This window comes from Myxococcales bacterium, from assembly GCA_016720545.1.
Classification (GTDB): domain Bacteria; phylum Myxococcota_A; class Polyangia; order Polyangiales; family Polyangiaceae; genus JAAFHV01.
Genome location: JADKKK010000003.1, coordinates 183,471 through 199,518, shown reverse-complemented (window position 1 = coordinate 199,518; position 16,048 = coordinate 183,471). Strand labels below are relative to the sequence as shown.

General features: G+C 71.8%; 17 protein-coding genes. 10 read left to right on the top strand and 7 right to left on the bottom strand.

Going from position 1 to position 16,048, the window contains the following annotated elements; all coding sequences use genetic code 11:
• The first annotated feature begins 10 nt into the window (after nt 1–10).
• Nucleotides 11–1,369 carry a hypothetical protein gene (locus IPQ09_07935; protein MBL0194141.1) on the top strand — a complete coding sequence of 453 codons (1,359 nt, stop codon included), beginning with the start codon at nt 11–13 and terminating at the stop codon, nt 1,367–1,369.
• 18 nt (nt 1,370–1,387) lie between these two features.
• Here IPQ09_07935 and IPQ09_07930 read toward each other — a convergent pair whose 3' ends face one another.
• From IPQ09_07930 to sthA, 3 genes are all read right to left on the bottom strand, one after another.
• Nucleotides 1,388–1,855, bottom strand: coding sequence for a hypothetical protein (locus IPQ09_07930; GenBank protein MBL0194140.1), 468 nt, complete (start codon nt 1,853–1,855; stop codon nt 1,388–1,390).
• 63 nt (nt 1,856–1,918) lie between these two features.
• Complete coding sequence (locus IPQ09_07925; GenBank protein ID MBL0194139.1) at nt 1,919–2,254, bottom strand: hypothetical protein; 336 nt, start codon at nt 2,252–2,254, stop codon at nt 1,919–1,921.
• Between the two features lie 150 nt (nt 2,255–2,404).
• On the bottom strand, nt 2,405–3,826 hold the full coding sequence (gene sthA / locus IPQ09_07920; GenBank protein MBL0194138.1) for a Si-specific NAD(P)(+) transhydrogenase: 1,422 nt from the start codon (nt 3,824–3,826) through the stop codon (nt 2,405–2,407).
• Between the two features lie 123 nt (nt 3,827–3,949).
• Between sthA and IPQ09_07915 the strand changes: the two genes are divergently transcribed.
• Genes IPQ09_07915 through IPQ09_07900 form a run of 4 tightly spaced genes read left to right on the top strand, consistent with a single transcriptional unit; the run spans nt 3,950 to nt 7,932 of the window.
• A complete protein-coding gene (locus tag IPQ09_07915; GenBank protein MBL0194137.1) occupies nt 3,950–5,314 on the top strand; it encodes a serine/threonine protein kinase in 1,365 nt (454 codons plus the stop codon).
• On the top strand, nt 5,311–6,267 hold the full coding sequence (locus tag IPQ09_07910; GenBank protein ID MBL0194136.1) for a PEGA domain-containing protein: 957 nt from the start codon (nt 5,311–5,313) through the stop codon (nt 6,265–6,267). The genes IPQ09_07915 and IPQ09_07910 overlap by 4 nt, the downstream gene beginning before the upstream one ends.
• 43 nt (nt 6,268–6,310) lie before the next feature.
• Nucleotides 6,311–7,747: a hypothetical protein gene (locus IPQ09_07905; GenBank protein ID MBL0194135.1), complete on the top strand. Its 1,437-nt coding sequence runs from the start codon at nt 6,311–6,313 to the stop codon at nt 7,745–7,747.
• Nucleotides 7,744–7,932 carry a hypothetical protein gene (locus tag IPQ09_07900; GenBank protein MBL0194134.1) on the top strand — a complete coding sequence of 63 codons (189 nt, stop codon included), beginning with the start codon at nt 7,744–7,746 and terminating at the stop codon, nt 7,930–7,932. Before IPQ09_07905 ends, IPQ09_07900 begins: the two co-directional genes overlap by 4 nt.
• Nucleotides 7,933–7,963: 31 nt before the next feature.
• On the opposite strand, the gene IPQ09_07895 is transcribed toward IPQ09_07900, so the two are convergent.
• Complete coding sequence (locus tag IPQ09_07895; GenBank protein MBL0194133.1) at nt 7,964–8,203, bottom strand: hypothetical protein; 240 nt, start codon at nt 8,201–8,203, stop codon at nt 7,964–7,966.
• 165 nt (nt 8,204–8,368) lie between these two features.
• Here IPQ09_07895 and IPQ09_07890 point away from each other — a divergent pair, with 165 nt between their 5' ends.
• Nucleotides 8,369–8,737, top strand: coding sequence for a glutaredoxin (locus IPQ09_07890; protein ID MBL0194132.1), 369 nt, complete (start codon nt 8,369–8,371; stop codon nt 8,735–8,737).
• Between the two features lie 52 nt (nt 8,738–8,789).
• Here the strand turns inward: IPQ09_07890 and IPQ09_07885 are convergent, their stop codons facing one another.
• Complete coding sequence (locus IPQ09_07885) at nt 8,790–9,986, bottom strand: hypothetical protein (GenBank protein MBL0194131.1); 1,197 nt, start codon at nt 9,984–9,986, stop codon at nt 8,790–8,792.
• Nucleotides 9,987–10,074: 88 nt separating this feature from the next.
• Nucleotides 10,075–11,139, bottom strand: coding sequence for a hypothetical protein (locus IPQ09_07880; GenBank protein MBL0194130.1), 1,065 nt, complete (start codon nt 11,137–11,139; stop codon nt 10,075–10,077).
• A gap of 105 nt (nt 11,140–11,244) precedes the next feature.
• Between IPQ09_07880 and IPQ09_07875 the strand changes: the two genes are divergently transcribed.
• The 4 genes from IPQ09_07875 to IPQ09_07860 all read left to right on the top strand — a co-directional run bounded on the left by IPQ09_07875 (nt 11,245) and on the right by IPQ09_07860 (nt 15,363).
• Complete coding sequence (locus IPQ09_07875; GenBank protein ID MBL0194129.1) at nt 11,245–12,906, top strand: prolipoprotein diacylglyceryl transferase; 1,662 nt, start codon at nt 11,245–11,247, stop codon at nt 12,904–12,906.
• A 66-nt stretch (nt 12,907–12,972) separates the two neighbouring features.
• Nucleotides 12,973–13,344 carry a hypothetical protein gene (locus tag IPQ09_07870; protein ID MBL0194128.1) on the top strand — a complete coding sequence of 124 codons (372 nt, stop codon included), beginning with the start codon at nt 12,973–12,975 and terminating at the stop codon, nt 13,342–13,344.
• A 91-nt stretch (nt 13,345–13,435) separates the two neighbouring features.
• On the top strand, nt 13,436–14,110 hold the full coding sequence (locus IPQ09_07865) for a hypothetical protein (GenBank protein MBL0194127.1): 675 nt from the start codon (nt 13,436–13,438) through the stop codon (nt 14,108–14,110).
• Nucleotides 14,110–15,363 (top strand): site-2 protease family protein, encoded by a 1,254-nt coding sequence (locus IPQ09_07860; GenBank protein ID MBL0194126.1) that lies wholly within the window; start codon nt 14,110–14,112, stop codon nt 15,361–15,363. Before IPQ09_07865 ends, IPQ09_07860 begins: the two co-directional genes overlap by 1 nt.
• 31 nt (nt 15,364–15,394) lie before the next feature.
• Here IPQ09_07860 and IPQ09_07855 read toward each other — a convergent pair whose 3' ends face one another.
• Nucleotides 15,395–16,036 carry a TetR/AcrR family transcriptional regulator gene (locus IPQ09_07855; GenBank protein ID MBL0194125.1) on the bottom strand — a complete coding sequence of 214 codons (642 nt, stop codon included), beginning with the start codon at nt 16,034–16,036 and terminating at the stop codon, nt 15,395–15,397.
• Between the last annotated feature and the right edge of the window lie 12 nt (nt 16,037–16,048).

Genomic DNA, 16,048 nt, shown 5'->3' with positions numbered 1-16,048 from the left:
GGAGGAAGGCATGAACTGCGAGCGCGCGGCCGCCCTGTTGCGGGGCCTGGAGAAGAACGAGCTCTCCGTCACGTCGGAGGAGATTGAAGACCTCCTGAAGCGCGGCCTCGCGCTCGAGGCCGATCCGGACGACGTCGCCACGTTCCAGTGGCTCGCGCCCGTCGTCGCGCAGTACGCGCGCCGCAGCGTCGACGACGCCCACGCGACCCAGGGCCTCGCGCAGGTGCTGCGCGAGACCGAGGAAGAGCTCCAGAAGGACTGGTACCGCGTCAAGACCCCCAAGGCCGTGCTCGCGGAGCGCGAGGAGAGCCGCGTCCTCATGCGCCGCGCCCTCGCACACCTCGCCGACCCTCGCTGTGTGGCCGCCATGCGCGAGCTCATGGCGAAGGCGCGCGAGGTCGCGCCAGGCGCAGGCTGGGTCGGGTGTCCGGCGCTCGGGTCGGAGGTGTATGCTCTGACCCACAAAGGCTGGCGCGTGCGCCGCCAGCTGAAAATTCGGCTGGAACGGTTCGCGGCCGCGGAGATCGACGAGTTTCTGCGAGCCTTCGACAAGGTCGAGGGGAAGATGTCGGCCTTCGCGGGCGACATCAACGCGCTGTCGAACAACGTGGGGTTCGTGCGCAAGAACCGCGAGCAGGTGGTCATCGGCCTCATGAAGACCGGGGCCCCGATCCCGCAGGCGCTGGCGGCCTACCGAGCGGGCCTCGGCGCCGCGAATCAAGCGCCCGACGCAGCCGTGACGTGCGCGCGCAACGCGAGCGTCGCCGGCAGCCCCGAGCAGGCCGCGCGCCTGCTCGAGGACGCGCGCCGCGCGCTCCTGAACGCCGGGTTCCGGAACACCCCGGTCGTGCTCGGGGCCGCGAAGTGCCTGCTCGCGTGGAACCCGCCCGCCGCGGGCGTGCCCCGCTTCGGCGAGCTGTGCTCGCGCCTCGCCCACATGCTCGGCGGCGACGATCTCGTCTACAAGATGGCCGCGCGCCTCATGTCGGCGCAAGGCAGCCCCTCCGAGCTGGTGCGCCGCGCCGTGAACGCCGCGGCGCTCCTCCGCCAGCAGCCGAGCCGCGCCAACCCGCAGCACCGCGAGGTGCGAATGGCCTCCGCCGCGCTCGCGTCGATGGTGCGCGCCGACGACGGGCTCCCCGGGCTCGTCGCACGGTTTCGGGAGGTCGAGTACGAGCTCGTGCGCGCCGGCGTCAGCGGTCCCGCGCAGGCCGAGGCGCACGCGCTCGAGTGCGTGGCGTGCCCCGGCACGCCCTTCGAGGTGGTCGACACCGTCTCCGCGCTCGTCGCCCGGCTCGGCGAAGGGCGCCGCGCGGAGCCAGGCGACGTGGCCGTCGCCGTGGCCTTCGCGAAGCGCTTCGCCCTCTGAGCCGCGCTTCGGACCCGCTCAGCGCTTGGTGATGTTGCCCTTCGCGTCGACCACCCAGAGCCCCTCTTTGTCGATCGCGTCGTCCTCGAAGGAGTCGTTCTTGTTCGTGTTGGTCTTGTGGACATCGAACTGCCCCGCGGGGAGCTCGCGCTTGCGCTTGTACTGCTCCTCCCAGGACCGCGGCTTCGCGCCGTCGGTGTCGACCAGCACGACCTTGCCCCCGTTCATTACGTGGATCATGGGCACGGTCACCCCGTCGACGACGACCCGCTCGTACTTCCCGTCGGGCGGCGGGGACCCCGGCGGGACCGCGACGGGCGCCGGCGCCTGCGGCGCGACGGCGGACGCCGCGCCCTGCGTGGTGGCCGTCAAGGTGGGCGAAGCCGTCGCGATGGGCTCGGCGACCTTCTCTTTGTCTTTCTTGCCACACCCGGCGAGCACGACAAGGCAGAGTGGAGCGGCGAGGAGGACGAGGCGTGTGCGCATGCGCGCATTGTGCCCTCGGTTCTCGCCGTCTGCCCCGAAAAACGCGCCCCGCGCGCTCGGCGCTCACATGCCGGGAATGGGCATGATCTCCACGACGTCGATGAACCCCTCGGGCGTCATGAAGTGCGGGTGCCCCTGCAGGGTCGCCGCCAGCGCCTCCTTCGACTCGGCCTGGAGCACGGAGTAGCCGCCGAGGTCGTTCGAGGAGGCGCTCGACCCCGTGGCGGTCACGCGCAGGCTCTTTCCGAGAGGCGCGCCCATGTCGACGATCGAGCCCGCGGCCTTCGCGCCCCAGGCCATCCACGCGTCCATGCCCGCCTTCTGCTGCTCGGGCGTCGCGCTCATCATCTGTTGAAAGGAGGAGCTCGGGGCCTTGTAGAGTACGAGGAACTTCTTCATGGGTTTCCTTTCGGGTGGGCCTCGTCCCCTCGACGCGGCCGAGCGCCCACGGTGCCCCGCGCCACACGCGGGGTCAACGGCGGCCGCGACGGCAGGCTCTTGGTGTGTCCCGCGGCGCTCGGTCCGCACCGCCCCCCGCCGCGCGCGGGCTCAGAAGCAGCGGTTGATGCCGTTCAGCGCGGCGACCCGGTAGGCCTCGGCCATCGTGGGGTAATTGAAGGTGTTCGTGATGAAGTAGTCGAGCGTGTTGTGCGGGTCGGGCTGCGACATCACCGCCTGCCCGATGTGCACGATCTCGGCGGCCTGATAGCCAAAGCAGTGAATGCCAAGCACCTTACGGCTCTCGCGGTGGAAGAGGATCTTCAGCATGCCCACGGGCTGGCCCACGATCTGCGCTCGCGCGAGGCTGCGGAAGAGCGCGTGCCCCACCTCGTAAGGCACCTTCTCCAGCGTGAGCTCTCGCTCGTTGCGGCCGAGAGAGCTTATCTCCGGGGTCGTGTAGATGCCTGTGGGGATCTCACGGGTGAACGGCTCCGCTCCACCGTCGGCGAAGTGCGTGGCGGCGGCGCGCCCCTGATCGTAGGCGGCGCTCGCGAGGGCGGGCGGGCCTATCACGTCGCCCACCGCGTACACGTGGGGCAGCGCCGTGCGGAAGTGCCCGTCGACGCTCAGCTGACCGCGCGAGTCGGGCGTCAGACCGATCGCCTCGAGGCCGATGCCCTGCGTGTTCCCCGTGCGGCCGTTCGCCCAGAGGAGAATATCGCCCTTGAGGCTCTTGCCGCTCTTTAGGTGAATGACGACGTAGTCGTCGTGAGTCTCGACGCTCTCGTACTCCTCCATGTGGCGGATCACGGTGCCCTGGTCGCGCAGGTGATAGGCGAGCGCGTCGACGATCTCGTCGTCGAGGAACGAGAGGAGCTTGTCACGCGTGTTGATGAGCGTGACCTTCATCCCTAGCGTGCGGAACATCGAGGCGTACTCGCAGCCGACGACGCCAGCGCCATAAATGATGAGCGACTGCGGGTTCGAGTCGAGGCGCAGAATGGTGTCGCTGTCGCGCACCCTGGGGTGGTCGAAGTCGATGTCGGGCGGGTGGTACGGCCGCGCGCCGGGCGCCAGGATGACGCCCTTGCCCACGAGCCGGCTCTTTCCGCCGTGCGGCGCCTCCACCTCGACGGTGTGCGGATCGAGGAACCGCGCGGTGCCGCGGATGACGCTCACGCGGTTGCGCTCGTAGAAGCCATGGCGGAGCTGCACCTGCGAGCGCACGACGGCGTCGGCCGAGCGCAGCATCGCGGGCAGGTCGACCTGCACGTGGGCCGTCAGCGAGGCGAGCAGCGGGTTCGCGCGGTACTCCGCTACCGTGCGGATCGCGTGACGGAGCGCCTTGGAGGGAATGGTGCCCCAGTGGGTGCAGCCGCCGCCCACGTCGTGGTGTCGCTCCACGACCGCCACGCTGAGGCCCGCCTTCGCGGCCTTCATCGCCGCGCCCTCACCGCCCGGGCCGGAGCCGAGGACGATGAGGTCGACGTGAGTGGGGCCGAGCGGCGTCACCGGGGAGAGCGGAACCATCGCGCGCAGATAGCACGAACGCGACGGGCGGCGGACGGTCGCGGTCGCGCGCCGCGCGGACAAGGCGGGCGCGAGCGGGTAGAGTGCCCTTGTGCGCGCGCTGTGGGTCAACGCGGAGGCGAAATGAACGCCGTTCCCCTCTCGCCAGGAGCCATCCTGGACGGGAAATACCGGATCGAGCGGGTCCTCGGCCAGGGCGGGATGGGCCTCGTGTTCGCCGCCGTGCACCTCGAGCTCGACGAGCGCGTGGCGATCAAGCTCTTGCTTGGCGCACCCTCCGAGGCGGGCGCGCAGCGCTTCCTCACCGAGGCGCGCGCCGCCGCCAAGGTGCGGAGCGAGCACGTGTGCCGCGCGTTCGACTTCGGCCGCACGCCGTCCGGCGAGCCGTACATCGTCATGGAGTACCTGGACGGCCACGACCTGGGCGACGAGCTCGCTGCGCGCGGCCCGCTGTCGGCGGAGGAGGTCGTCGAGTGGGGGCGCCAGGCGTGCGAGGGGCTCGCCGTCGCACACGCCCTCGGCATCGTGCACCGGGACATCAAGCCGGCGAACCTGTTCCTCGCGAGCCCCGCGCACGGGGGCGCGGGCGTACGTACGCTGAAGGTGCTCGATTTCGGCGTGTCGAAGGCCCCGGGCTCGAGCGTGACCCGCAGCGCGGCGGCGATGGGGTCGCCGCTCTACATGGCGCCCGAGCAAATGGCCTCCTCGCGCGACGTCGACGCGCGCGCCGACGTGTGGAGCCTCGGCGCCACCCTCTACGAGGTCGCGAGCGGGAGCCCTCCGTTCGACACCGACAACGTGCTCGAGCTCGCGACGATGATCCGTGACGTAGAGGCGCCCGATCTCTCGGCGGCGCGCCCCGACCTCCCCGCGAGCCTCTGCGCCGTGGTCGCGCGGTGTCTGCGCAAGGAGCCCGCGCTCCGGTTCCGCGACGCGGCCGAGCTCCGGGCGGCGCTCGGAGAGGTGTTCGGCCCACCGACCGCCGCGTCGTCGGCCGCGTCGCCTCCGCCCCCCGTCACGCATCGCGCCGCCGCGCCGGCCACGGCGGCCGTCGCCGCGCTCGAAGCCACGCAGCGGGCCGTGGGCGCGACCGCCCCCGGGAGCACGTCTTCGCCGAGCCGCCTCCGCTGGCCGCTCGCCGTGGGGTTGCTCTCGCTCACCGCGCTCGCGGCGACGGCGCTCGCGGTGCGCGGCCGTCAAGGCGACGCGACGGACACCCGGCCGCCGCTTACCGCGCCGGCCGCGGCGTCCAGCGCCACCGCGTCGTCGAGCGTCGCTTCCCCAGCGATGTCCGCCACCGCCGCGATTTCGGCGGCCGCCCCGAGCGCTCCCGGACCGCTCGCCACGTCTTCCGCAAAGTCGGTGCCCCCCCCTAGGCCGCCCGTGTTCGCCACGGCGGCCCCTCCGACACCTGCGCACACCAGTCATGGCAGCCACGGCGGCCACGGCGCTCCCCCGACCCCTCCGACTACGCCCCCTCGCCTATGAGATATCTCGCTCCGCTCGCGCGGCTCTGCGCTCGATCATGCCTCCTCGCCGCGCTCGTCCTCCCTACGCTCTCGGCGCCCGCGTGGGCCGACCAGCCCACGCCGCCCGGGACGGACAACGCGACCGAGGCCGCGCGTTTCAAGCGCCGTGGCGACGAGATGTTCGACGCGTCCCGGCACGAAGATGCCATTGCATTCTACACGCAGTCGTACGCGCTCGCGCCGAACCCGGCGCTGCTCTACAACCGCGGTCGGTCGTACGAGGCGCTCGGCCGCTACCCCGAGGCACTGGTCGATCTCGAGCAGTTCTCGCGTACGGCCGCGCCGGAGCTCCGCGCGAAGGTCGCCGGCATCGACAAGCTCGTGGCCGACGTGCGAGGGCGCGTTGCGGAGCTCGTGATCGTGTGCAACGTGCCCGGCGCGCGCCTCGTGGTTCGCGACCGCGTTCTCGGCGTCGTCACCGGCGCGCCGCTCCACGTCAACGCGGGCACGGCGCAAATCGAGGTCACTCTCGACGGGCACTTCCCGTTCACGACCGTGGTCGACCTCGCCGGGGGTGGCGTCACGAAGGTCCGCGCGAACCTTTACCCAACGCGCGCGGAAGAGGGCCTGCTCGTGATCCGCGGGCCGCAGCGGGCTCGGGTGTACCTCGACGGGAGAGACCTCGGGCAGCCGCCCGTGGAGCGGTCGGCCGCGGTCGGCGAGCACCAAGTGGTCATGAAGCAGGAGGGGTTCGAGGACACCCACAAAGTCGTGATGGTCGCGGCGAAGAAGCGGTCGGAGGTGGAGCTCTCCATGTCGGCCACGTCGCCGTTCTACGCGCGCGCGTGGTTCTGGGGGGTCGTCGGCGTCGCGGCGGCCGGCGCGGTCACGGCGATCGTGCTGGTCAATACGACGCGCCCCGCGGACACGGGCACGCTCGGCCAAGTGAGCGGTCCGCTGCTGACCTTCTGAGGCACGAATGACGACCAACCAAAGCACCCGCCGGGAGAGAAGCATGAAGCGAGCGATGGCGATCCTGGCCCTGCTCTCCGCGGGGGCCTCTGCGCTCGCGTGGGCCAGCGCGTGCCGCGAGCCCACGCAGCTCACCCTCGAGCTGACGACCGACGTGAAATGCTCGGACCACCTCACCACCGCCGTGGTCGTAGGCACTCTGGCGCAGACGGCGCAGTCGCTGGCCGAGCGGCCACCCGCGATCCAGACCAGCGCGTGCACCGAGCGCGGCGCGGGCGACGCTTACATCGGCTCTCTGGTCGTCGTGCCGAGCGGCGACGACACGGCCGAAGTGGCCGTGAAGGTCGTGGCGGGTATTGGCATATCGCCCGACCAGTGCACCGATCCGAAGGACAAGCGGTGCATCGTCGCGCGGCGCGTGCGCAAGTACGTGGCGAACACGAAGCTCGTGCTCCCCATCACGCTGAACGACGCCTGCCGCGGCGTGCCGTGCGGTGTCGACGAGACGTGCTCTCGTGGGCAGTGTGTGTCGGTGCGCTGCGAGGACACGAACACCTGCGATCCCCCGCCGCGAGACGGGGGCGCCGACGCGGGCGACGGCGGCGAGCCACCCGACGCGGACGCCGCCGTGCGTGACGGCCGCGCGCCGGACGGCGCCGTGCAGGTGCCGTTCACGATGGCGCTCGGCGATGGCTTCGCCTGCGCGCTGCGGAGCGGCGTCGCGTACTGCTGGGGCAAGAACGAAAAGGGGCAGACCGGGCAGACGCCTTCCCAGAGCGCCGTGACGACCCCTACGCGCGTGACCGGTGTGCCGCCGCTCCCCCCGTTCACCACGCTGCACGCCGCGGGCGATCGTGTGCTCGCGCTCACGGGGCCCGGGGAGGTTTGGGGCTGGGGCAGGAACGCGGGGAACAACCTCGGCCCCGGGGGTGACGGTGTCGTGGCGCCGCAGCGGCTGTGGACGGGGGTGGCGGCCGTCTCGGCCGGCCGGTTCGCGACGTGCCTGCTGAAGAATGAGACCGTGCAGTGTTTTGGCGACAGACTCACCATCGGCCCCACGGGGGTCGACGGCGGCACGATCAGCGAGCTGTGCACGGGCGCCACGTTCGCGCTCGCGCTCTCCGGCGGGCGGGTCTTCGGCGTGCGAAACGACATGGGGCGCCGACCCCAGGCGATGCGGGCCTGGGTCTCGTCGGCCTCGCGAGCTTCGGGCTCGACGCGAGTCATGTGTACTGCGGCGACTTGTACGCCTTCGCGACGCAGGCGAACGGTGACGTGCTCGGCTGGGGGGAGAACTCGTACTACACTCTCACGCAGGACCGAGACGCCAGCGGCGTCGTACCTGTCGCCCCGTCTCCGCCGCTCAAGGGCTATCAGGCCCTCGCCGCTGGCATCGATCACGCGTGCGGTATTCCCGAGAGTCTCCCCCAGATTCGGGACCAGGTGCGCTGCTGGGGCAGCGGCACGTCCGGCGCCGTGACGGGCGTCGAGGGGCTCAACACGCCAGATCCCACCGAGGTCGCCATCCGGTCGCAGAGCAAGCCCGTCGCGGTCTACGCGGGAGGGACGCAGAGCTGCGCGCAGTTCGAGGACGGCACGACCTGGTGCTGGGGAACGATCGGCGACGTCGCGCGGCCGCCGACCGAGGTGGTCCTGCCGCCGTAGGCGCCGGTCGCCCCCCGAGCGACCTGTCGCTCTAGTGGTGCCTGCGCGCCGCCTCTTCCTCGTCTGCGCCGCAGAAGAGGATCGCGCAGCGGCGGCTGTTCGCCTCACGCATGCGGTTGCACAGCTCCACGAGATCGTCGTCCGCGTCGACGACGCTCCCCGCGGACGGTCGCCCCGTTCGCGCGTCGTACGTGCAGTCGTCCAGCGCGACCCACCGGCCGCGGTAGTCGTCGCTCTGACGGATCTCCGGCCACGACATGCGAGAAGCCATTCGAACCTCGGGGGAACGCGCGAGAGGCGAGGAGGACCCGTCCGCGACGGGGAGCAAGGGACGGAATACTGCGACCGCCCCGCGTGGGTCAAGGGGGGGCGCTGGCAGCTTACGAAAGGGAAGCTGGGCTTCACGACGGCCGCCGGGCGTGGGACAGTGCGCCGCATGGTCAAGAAGCTCGCTCAAGAGAAGGTCCTCCCCTCGGCCGCCGCGCGGATCGAAGCCCTGTACCCCGACGTCGTCGACGAAGTGGAGCGCGCCACGACGAGCAACACGCTCGTCGTCGTGGGCATGGCGCAGAACCCGTTCGTGAAGCGCGCGCGCAAGGCGCTCGAGCAGGCCGGCCACCCGTTCACCTACCTGGAGTACGGCAGCTACCTGGGCGAGTGGAAGAAGCGGCTCGCGCTCAAGCTGTGGACCGGCTTCCCGACGTTCCCCATGGTGTTCGTGCGCGGCCAGCTCCTCGGTGGCGCCGAGGACACGGAGAAGGCCATCGCCGATGGCACGCTGAAGGCGCTGCTCGACGCGAAGTAGGCCAACCCTCCGCGCCGCGTCCCATCGCGGCGCGCCCCATGGCGGCGCGCCGCTACTTCACCACGGGCTTCAGGATCGTGCGCCCGTCCTTCTCGGCGACCTCGAAGTCGACGTCGCGCCCGCCGTGCTGCCCGCGGAGCTTCTCGCTCGAGCTCCGGAGGCTGCGGGCCACGCTCTCGAAGGTGGTGGTGGCCGTGGACTCGCCTCGGCTCCGCTTCTCTCGGACGTATTGGGAATAGATCTGACGTATCCGGTCTTCGCTCAGGTTGCCGCCTGACGCGGGCTGCGGCGCTCGCGAGGTCTGCGTGACCGACTGCGGCCCGGGCCTTGGCGCTGAGGGGGGAGCCGGGCGCGCGATCGCCGGGGCCGACGGGGCGGCGCGGGGAGTGAAGGGCGTCGCCGGAGCGGCCGGAGCGCCCGGACGCGGCGGGAGCGGCAGCCCACGCGGGGCCGCGTCGGGGATCCCGCGCTCCGCCGGCCCCGGGGGGCCCGCTTTTTGGTGGGCCTGGTGGGCCTGGTGGGCCTGGCTGCTCTGGTTCGCTTGGTTCGCCTGGCCGGGCGACGCCTGCGCCGGCGCGATCGGGCGGAGCGAAGGCCGGAGGAGCGGGCGCGAGGAGAGGGGGCTCGGCACGCCCTGCCGCTGCGTGTCGGGCGGCGGCAGCGTGTCGTGCGGGAGCGCCGACAGCGCGGCCGGCGGTGGTGGCCCTCGCAGTGTTCCGGGGGAGTAACTCCGGAACGACGCGGGGTCGTGCGCCGTGGGGGGCGCCTCCGAGAAGGTCTGCGGGTTGGGGCGGACGGTGTCGAACGCCTCGTCCTCCTCGAAGGTGACGTCGGGCTCGTCTTCGTGGAGGCTCGCGAGGAACGCCTCGTCGTCCTCGAGCTCCACGTCGATGTCGAGATCGAGATCGCCGTCCGCGCGGCGCCCGGCCTTGGCCTCGCGCTCGGCGAACCGAGCCTTGGCGCGCTGCACATGGCGCTTGTACGTGCCCTCTTCAATCTGCCGGCAGATGCGCTGCCAGTACGACTGGTAGGTCGAGTACTTCTGGATGGCGACGTTCAGGCGGAAACGCAGCGCGGTGTTCCGGAAGTTCTCCTTGCGGAGGATCTGGAAGCGGCGCTCGAGGTCCTTGCGCTGCACCTGGGGCTCGAGCTTTTCGTACCCCATGAAGTACTGCTCGTAGAGCGCGCGGAGGCGATCGAGCCGAAGCTCGATCTCCGAGACCATGATCTCGATCTCCTTGACGTTCACCCTGGCTCGCTCCGCGTGGCCCGCTCAGGGCTACAGCTCTTTGATTCTACCTCGCTTTTCACGCCCGGCAGAAGATCCTGTCGCCGACCTACGGCAGCGGCGTGACGCGAACGTTGTCGAAGCACACCTTCGCGTCCCAGTCGTTGAAGCCGAAATGGTCGTGGCCTCGCCCGGCGAGAGGCTCGGAGTCCCGGTACGCGTGCATTTCCGCGCCGTTGACCGACCAGCGCACGGTCCGTCCGTCGTTGCGCTCGATGAGGAAGTGGTAGCTCTGCCCCTTGGCGACCGGGCGCTTGCGGGCGTCGTCGGACTCCTTGTCGACGTGGAGCTCGTGGCGGTCCTTGCCGTGCTCGTTCACTCGCGCGAGCACGTGGATGCTGTTCTTCCACCCGCCGAGGATCGCGAGGTAGCTCGTCGCATCGGTGTAAGATACACCCGTCGCGCTGGACTGCCCGTCGCCCCAGACCTCGGCCTTGAGGTCGCCCTCGGTGCTCTCCGAGCGCGCGTCGAACTCGATGCGGGCGTTGACCGGGAGGACGCGGTTCAGCCACACGCCGTGGTTGCGCGCGCCCTGGCCGCAGAGCCACCCACCCTCGACGCGCCACGCGGTGGTGCGCGACGGCCGCCAGTTCGGGCCGAGGCCGCTCGGATCGGCGAGGGGCTCAGGGGGCGTGGTCGACGACGCGGCCGTCGGGGGCTCGGCCTCTCGCGACGTCGCGCCCGCGTCGCCCCCACGGGGCTTGGCGTGGCTGGCGTCACGCGCGGGGTCGGCGGCGTGGGCCGCGTCGGCGGCGTGGGCCGCGTCGGCGGGGCGCGTGTCGTGCGCGGCGGTCGCAGGGTGCGCGGGGTGCGCCCGCGGCGCCGCCGCGTCCGGGGTGCGCTCGAAGTCGTCGAAGAAGGGCTCGGTCATGATGCCGATGGACGGGGCGAACACGGCGGCCGCGCTCGCCTTCGGCGAGGGGCCCGAGTCCTCCGGGACGGCGTTTCCGGGTGGCACGCAGGCGGCGCCGAGCGCAACGACGGCGAGCGCGCCGAGCGGGGCAACGAGAGATCGGCGGGTGAGCGAGGGGACCCAGGCGACCCTGCGTCGAGGGGTGCGGGTCGAGGGGACCCTGGACCGAGGAGCGAGCGAGGGCTGGGGCGAGGCGCGCATCGTGGCCTCCTTTACCACGGGCGGCGCCACGTCGAGGCCGCCGCGCGGCGGGATTTTCGAGCTTTCTCCGCTTCGAGGGCGATTTTTGGTAAATGACGCCCCGCCATGCATCCCATCCTCTTTCGTATCCCGCTGCCGCACACGCCCATCAAGCTGTGGTGGGGGCTCGCGCTCATCGCGCTGATCTCGGTGGTGTACGCGCTGTACGCGCGCCACAAAGGGGACCGAAGCTCGTTCGGGATCGGCCTCATCGTGGCGCTCGCGTGCGGCGTCGGCGGCTTCGCCGCGCGGGAGGTGAAGCTCGAGTCGGCGAACCTCCCCATCTACTCGTACGGCGTGATGCTCGGCCTCTCGCTCGTCGTGGGCTGGTACCTCACGCTGAACCTCGCCGAGCGCGACGGCCTGCCGAAGGAGACCATGGCGAACTGCTACGTGATCGTGGCGATCGCCGCGGTCGTCGCGTCGCGCCTGCTGTACATCGCGACCAACCCCGACGAGTTCAAGCAGCTCTCCGACGTGTACGATCTGCGTCGCGGCGGCCTGGTCGCCTACGGCGGCTTCGTCGGCGGGTTCCTCGCGAGCTGGGCCTACCTGTCGTCCCAGAAGATCCGCCTCTTGCCTTGGGCCGACGTCGCGGTGCCGAGCCTCGCCTCGGGGCTGCTCATTACGCGCATCGGCTGCTACCTCTTTGGGTGTGATTTCGGTAAGCGCCTCTCCGACACATCGCCTGCCTGGCTGAAGAAGCTCGGCACCTTCCCCCACTGGCCCGAGCACACGCTCGCGGCGGGTGATGGCTCGCCCGCCTACGTTCGGCACCTCGACTTGTTCCGCGGGACGCCGCTCGGGTCCGAGGTGTTGAAGGCGAACGCGTCGCTCCCGGTGCACCCCACCCAGATTTACGAGTCGCTCGTGGGCCTCTTGCTGCTGGGGCTGCTCCTCTGGCAGCGGAAGAACCAGAAGTTTCGCGGCCAGATCTTCTTCCTCTTCACCTTCGCGTACGGCGCGGCTCGCTTCGTCCTCGAGGTGCTCCGCGACGACACCGAGCGCGGCTCGTTCGGGCCCGCCATTCGCGAGCACCTCCTCATCAGCGGCGCGCTCCTGCTCTTCGCGCTCGCGTTCACCTTCGGGATCGCGCTCGGCATCAAGGACGCGACCCTCCGCACCGTGAGCCGCGTCGCCTCGTTCGTCCCCGCGATCGCGGCCTTCAAGCTGCTGGCGCCCGCGTCGTTCGGGAAGTCGGAGCTCATCCAGCTGTCGACGAGCCAGGGCATCGGCCTCGCGTCGGCCCTGGCGTGCGCGGTGGCGTACGCGATGATGTGGGAGGAGGCCCGCAAGAACCCCCTGGTCGCGATGAGCCCGGCCACGCTCGGCGAGGGCGCGCACTCCGACGGCAAAGAGGGCGACGCGAAGGAGGAGGCCAAGGACGCGAAGGACGCGAAGGGCGGAGCCGCCGCCGCCGGCGAGATCTCCGAGGACGAGGCCGCGAAGCCCAAGAAGAAGAAGGGCCTCAAGAAGAAGCCGAAGCCCGCCGCGAGCGACGCGAAGGTCGACGACGCGCAGACCGAGGTCGACACGAAGGCAGACGCCGACGCGGAAATTACAAAAGAAAAGGCCGCAGAAGCCGAAAAGGAATCCGCGGTCCCTGACGCAGATACGACGAAAGTCGACGCGGAAGTAGGCGCAAAGGAAACCGCGAAAGAGAACGCGAAAGAAGCGGCGAAAGAGGCCGCGAAAGACGAGCCCGACGACGGCGCTCCGTCCGCCTGACGCGGCGGCGATGTCCGGGTTCGCGTCCGGGCGCCTCGGGAGGGGCAGCCGTAGCCTGTCCCGGGCATGACCAAGCTCGCCCACGTCTTCCTCGCGCTCCTCTTCGTGCTCTTTCTCCTCGCGCTCCGCGGCTGCGGCGGGGTCCGCGCGGGCACGTACAACATCCGGCGCTTCGGGGCCGAGGCCACCGATCTCGACCGGCTCGTGGCCATCGTCGAGGAGTCGGAGGCCGACGTGCTCGCGCTCCAGGAGATCTCGTCCATGAATTTTCGCGTATGGTTGCGCCCGTGTGGCGCACGTCTTTCCTCGCCGTGTCCGTCGCGCTCCGCGGAGGGGAGGGCGCGGCCGCGCCAGACCTCCAGACGCTCGAGGCCGCGCTGGCAGGTGGGTCAGGTGGGTCGGGAGGGCTCTCGCCGGAGGCCTCCGCGCTCGCGGTGAGCCTTCGCGCCGAGCAGAAGCGGGCTCGCGCCGCGGCCCTCGCTCCCGCGCTCGCCGCCGTGCTCCGCGCGGTCGACGCGACGAGGCTTCGGTGCAACTGACCCGCGCGCGCGTGCTCCGCGTCGCCGACGTCGGGCCTGTCGCGCCCGGCGTGCCCACGGCGCCCCGACGCGGCGCCGTGGTGGAGGCCCGCGTGGCGGCCGCGCACGTCGAGGCGGAGCGCGTGCTCGCCGCGGCGCGCGACGCGGCGAGCGCCCTCGAGCGTGCGGCCCTCGCGCGGGCTGACGCGGCGGTCGCCGCTGCCGCTGCCGCCGCGCGCGACGTCGAGGTCGCCCGGCTCGCGGCGATCGCGCTCCACCTCGAGGCACGTCAGGCGGGCCTCGGCGCTCGCGAGATCGAGCGGTCCGTCGAGCTCGCCAAGCTCCTCGCGGAGCGCCTGGTCGGCGCGCAGCTCTCCCTCGAGCCCCGGCGCATCGCGGACATCCTCGCGGAGCTGCTCGCCGCCGCGCGCGGCGCGTCGTCGGCGCGGGTCCTCGGCTGCCCCGACGATCTCGAGGCGTTGCGGCAGGCACTGGGCGCGCTCGGGCTCCCGCCGGACGCGGTCGCCCTCGTCGAGGACGAAACCCTCACCCGGGGCTCCCTCGTGCTCGAGAGCGACCTCGGGACCGTGGACGGGCGCCTCGAGGCGCGGCTCGACCGCCTCGCGGAGGCGCTCATGTCCGAGGTGCGGGCGCAAGCGCAAGCGCGCGTGGGCGAGCCGCGCTGATGCCGTCGGCGCGCCCCGCCACCTCCAGCGCCCCCTCGCTGCCGCCGCTCCCTCCGCCGGCGTGGCGCCTGAACCTCCTGCTGTTCCTCGTGACCGTGGCCAGCGTGTTCGGGACGTCGCTCGCCTTCGAGCGCACGGCGGCCGAAGCGGCGGCAAAGGCCGACGGCGCGCTCCCGAAGGTCCTCGCGTTCGTGAGCGAGCGCGTGGCCCTCGCGCACGCGACCGCCTTCACCCTCACCCTCCTTGGCATCCTCACGGCCCACGAGCTCGGGCACTTCATCGCGTCGCGCATCCACCGCGTCGACGCCACGCTGCCGTTCTTCATCCCCATGCCGCTGCTGTCGCCGTTCGGCACCATGGGCGCCGTGATCCGCATGCGTGGGACTATCGCCACGCGCCGCGCGCTGCTCGACATCGGCGCCTCCGGGCCGCTCGCGGGCCTCGCGTTCGCGCTGCCCCTCTACGCCTACGGGGCGGCGCACTCTCACGTCGTTCCGATCGCGCAGACCGCCGACAGCGTCGAGCTCGGTGAGAGTTTGATCGTAAAGCTGCTTGACCACGTGGCCCACCCGGGGATCCCCTCGGGCTCCGAGCTCTTCCTGTCGCCCGTCGCCTTCGGCGCGTGGGCCGGCATGTTCGTGACGATGATAAACCTCCTGCCCGTGGGTCAGCTCGACGGCGGCCACGTGGCGTACGCGCTGTTCGGCGCGCGCCAAGATCGCTTCGCGCGGTTCGTGCACCGCGCGCTCCCGGCGCTCTTCTTCGCGCGGCTCGGGCAGCTCGTCGGACTCGACGTCGCCGGCGGTCGGGGTCTCACGCGCTTCGGCGCACACCTCGGGAGCGCGCTCTTCTGGCTCGTGTGGTTCGAGATGCTCGCCATCCTGGGCAAGGTCTCGCCGTCGGAGACCGCGCTCGCCGCGCTCGAAGGGGGCCCGCGCGGGCCGAGCCTCAGCGTGCGTGCGCGCGTGCTGTCGACCCTGGGGCTCGTCATGTCGGCCGGGTACCTTCGCGCGCCCGACGAGCTCCCGGCGCTCGTGCGTCGCGTCGGCGTGTGGCCGGCCTACGTCGCGTGGTTCGCGGCCCTCTTCGGGCTGCTCTTCCTCGAGGCGCGCCGCGGGGTGTTCCGCGAGCCCGAGCTCCTCGCGCACCCGCCGACCAGCGCCGCGCCGCTCGACACGCCGAGGGCGGTGGTGGCGGTGATCACGTTGCTGTTCTTCGTGGGCCTCTTCATGCCCACGCCGATCGCCATGTAGCCGATGGTGCGCAGCGGACGGGGGGCGCGCCTCAGCGCCGGGGCCGCGCGTGCGCCGCGCCCTCGAAGAACATGGTCGAGAGCAGCGCGACGTAGCGCTCCACGGCGGCCGAGGTCGCGGGCAGGCGACCGCTGACGAGCAGCGTGGAGATCCCGTGGACGAAGGCCCACGCGGCGAGGGCCAGCTCACGCGCGGAGAGGTCTTGTCGCACCGCCCCCGCGCGCCGCGCCTCCTCCAGGGTGGCCTCGAGCAGCCGGTAGCTCTCGCTGCTCGCCTGCGAACGAGCGGAGGCCTGGGGCGGCTCGCCCTCTTCGAGGGGCGCGGCGAGCACGAGGCGGAACAGCGTGGGCTGCTCGAGCGCGAAGCGCACGTACGACTCGCCGAGCGCTTGGACGCGGTCTCGCGGGTTCGGGCCTGCGGCGTCGAGCGCCGCGTGCTCCGCCTCGGCGAGCTTCGCGAGGCCCTCGTCGCGGAGCGCGGCGAGCACGTCGGCCTTGCTCGCGAAGTGGCGGTAGGGCGCGTTGTGGGTGACCCCGGCGACGCGCGCGAGCTCGCGCAGGGTGAAGTCGTGGTGGCCGCGCTCCGCGAGCAGGGCCAGCGCGGCGTCGAGCACCGCGCGCCGCAGGTTGCCGTGGTGATACGCGCGTGGCTCTTCGGTTGCGCGAGCGCCCATGGGCGAACCGTA

Bases quoted from the DNA above. Each gene is read 5' to 3' on its own strand.
- IPQ09_07855 (MBL0194125.1), bottom strand. From the start codon at position 16,036: ATGGGCGCTCGCGCAACCGAAGAGCCACGCGCGTATCACCACGGCAAC.
- IPQ09_07925 (MBL0194139.1), bottom strand. From the start codon at position 2,254: ATGAAGAAGTTCCTCGTACTCTACAAGGCCCCGAGCTCCTCCTTTCAA.
- IPQ09_07915 (MBL0194137.1), top strand. From the start codon at position 3,950: ATGAACGCCGTTCCCCTCTCGCCAGGAGCCATCCTGGACGGGAAATAC.
- IPQ09_07895 (MBL0194133.1), bottom strand. From the start codon at position 8,203: ATGGCTTCTCGCATGTCGTGGCCGGAGATCCGTCAGAGCGACGACTAC.
- sthA (MBL0194138.1), bottom strand. From the start codon at position 3,826: ATGGTTCCGCTCTCCCCGGTGACGCCGCTCGGCCCCACTCACGTCGAC.
- IPQ09_07905 (MBL0194135.1), top strand. From the start codon at position 6,311: ATGAAGCGAGCGATGGCGATCCTGGCCCTGCTCTCCGCGGGGGCCTCT.
- IPQ09_07890 (MBL0194132.1), top strand. From the start codon at position 8,369: ATGGTCAAGAAGCTCGCTCAAGAGAAGGTCCTCCCCTCGGCCGCCGCG.
- IPQ09_07870 (MBL0194128.1), top strand. From the start codon at position 12,973: ATGACCAAGCTCGCCCACGTCTTCCTCGCGCTCCTCTTCGTGCTCTTT.
- IPQ09_07910 (MBL0194136.1), top strand. From the start codon at position 5,311: ATGAGATATCTCGCTCCGCTCGCGCGGCTCTGCGCTCGATCATGCCTC.
- IPQ09_07875 (MBL0194129.1), top strand. From the start codon at position 11,245: ATGCATCCCATCCTCTTTCGTATCCCGCTGCCGCACACGCCCATCAAG.
- IPQ09_07930 (MBL0194140.1), bottom strand. From the start codon at position 1,855: ATGCGCACACGCCTCGTCCTCCTCGCCGCTCCACTCTGCCTTGTCGTG.
- IPQ09_07935 (MBL0194141.1), top strand. From the start codon at position 11: ATGAACTGCGAGCGCGCGGCCGCCCTGTTGCGGGGCCTGGAGAAGAAC.
- IPQ09_07860 (MBL0194126.1), top strand. From the start codon at position 14,110: ATGCCGTCGGCGCGCCCCGCCACCTCCAGCGCCCCCTCGCTGCCGCCG.
- IPQ09_07880 (MBL0194130.1), bottom strand. From the start codon at position 11,139: ATGCGCGCCTCGCCCCAGCCCTCGCTCGCTCCTCGGTCCAGGGTCCCC.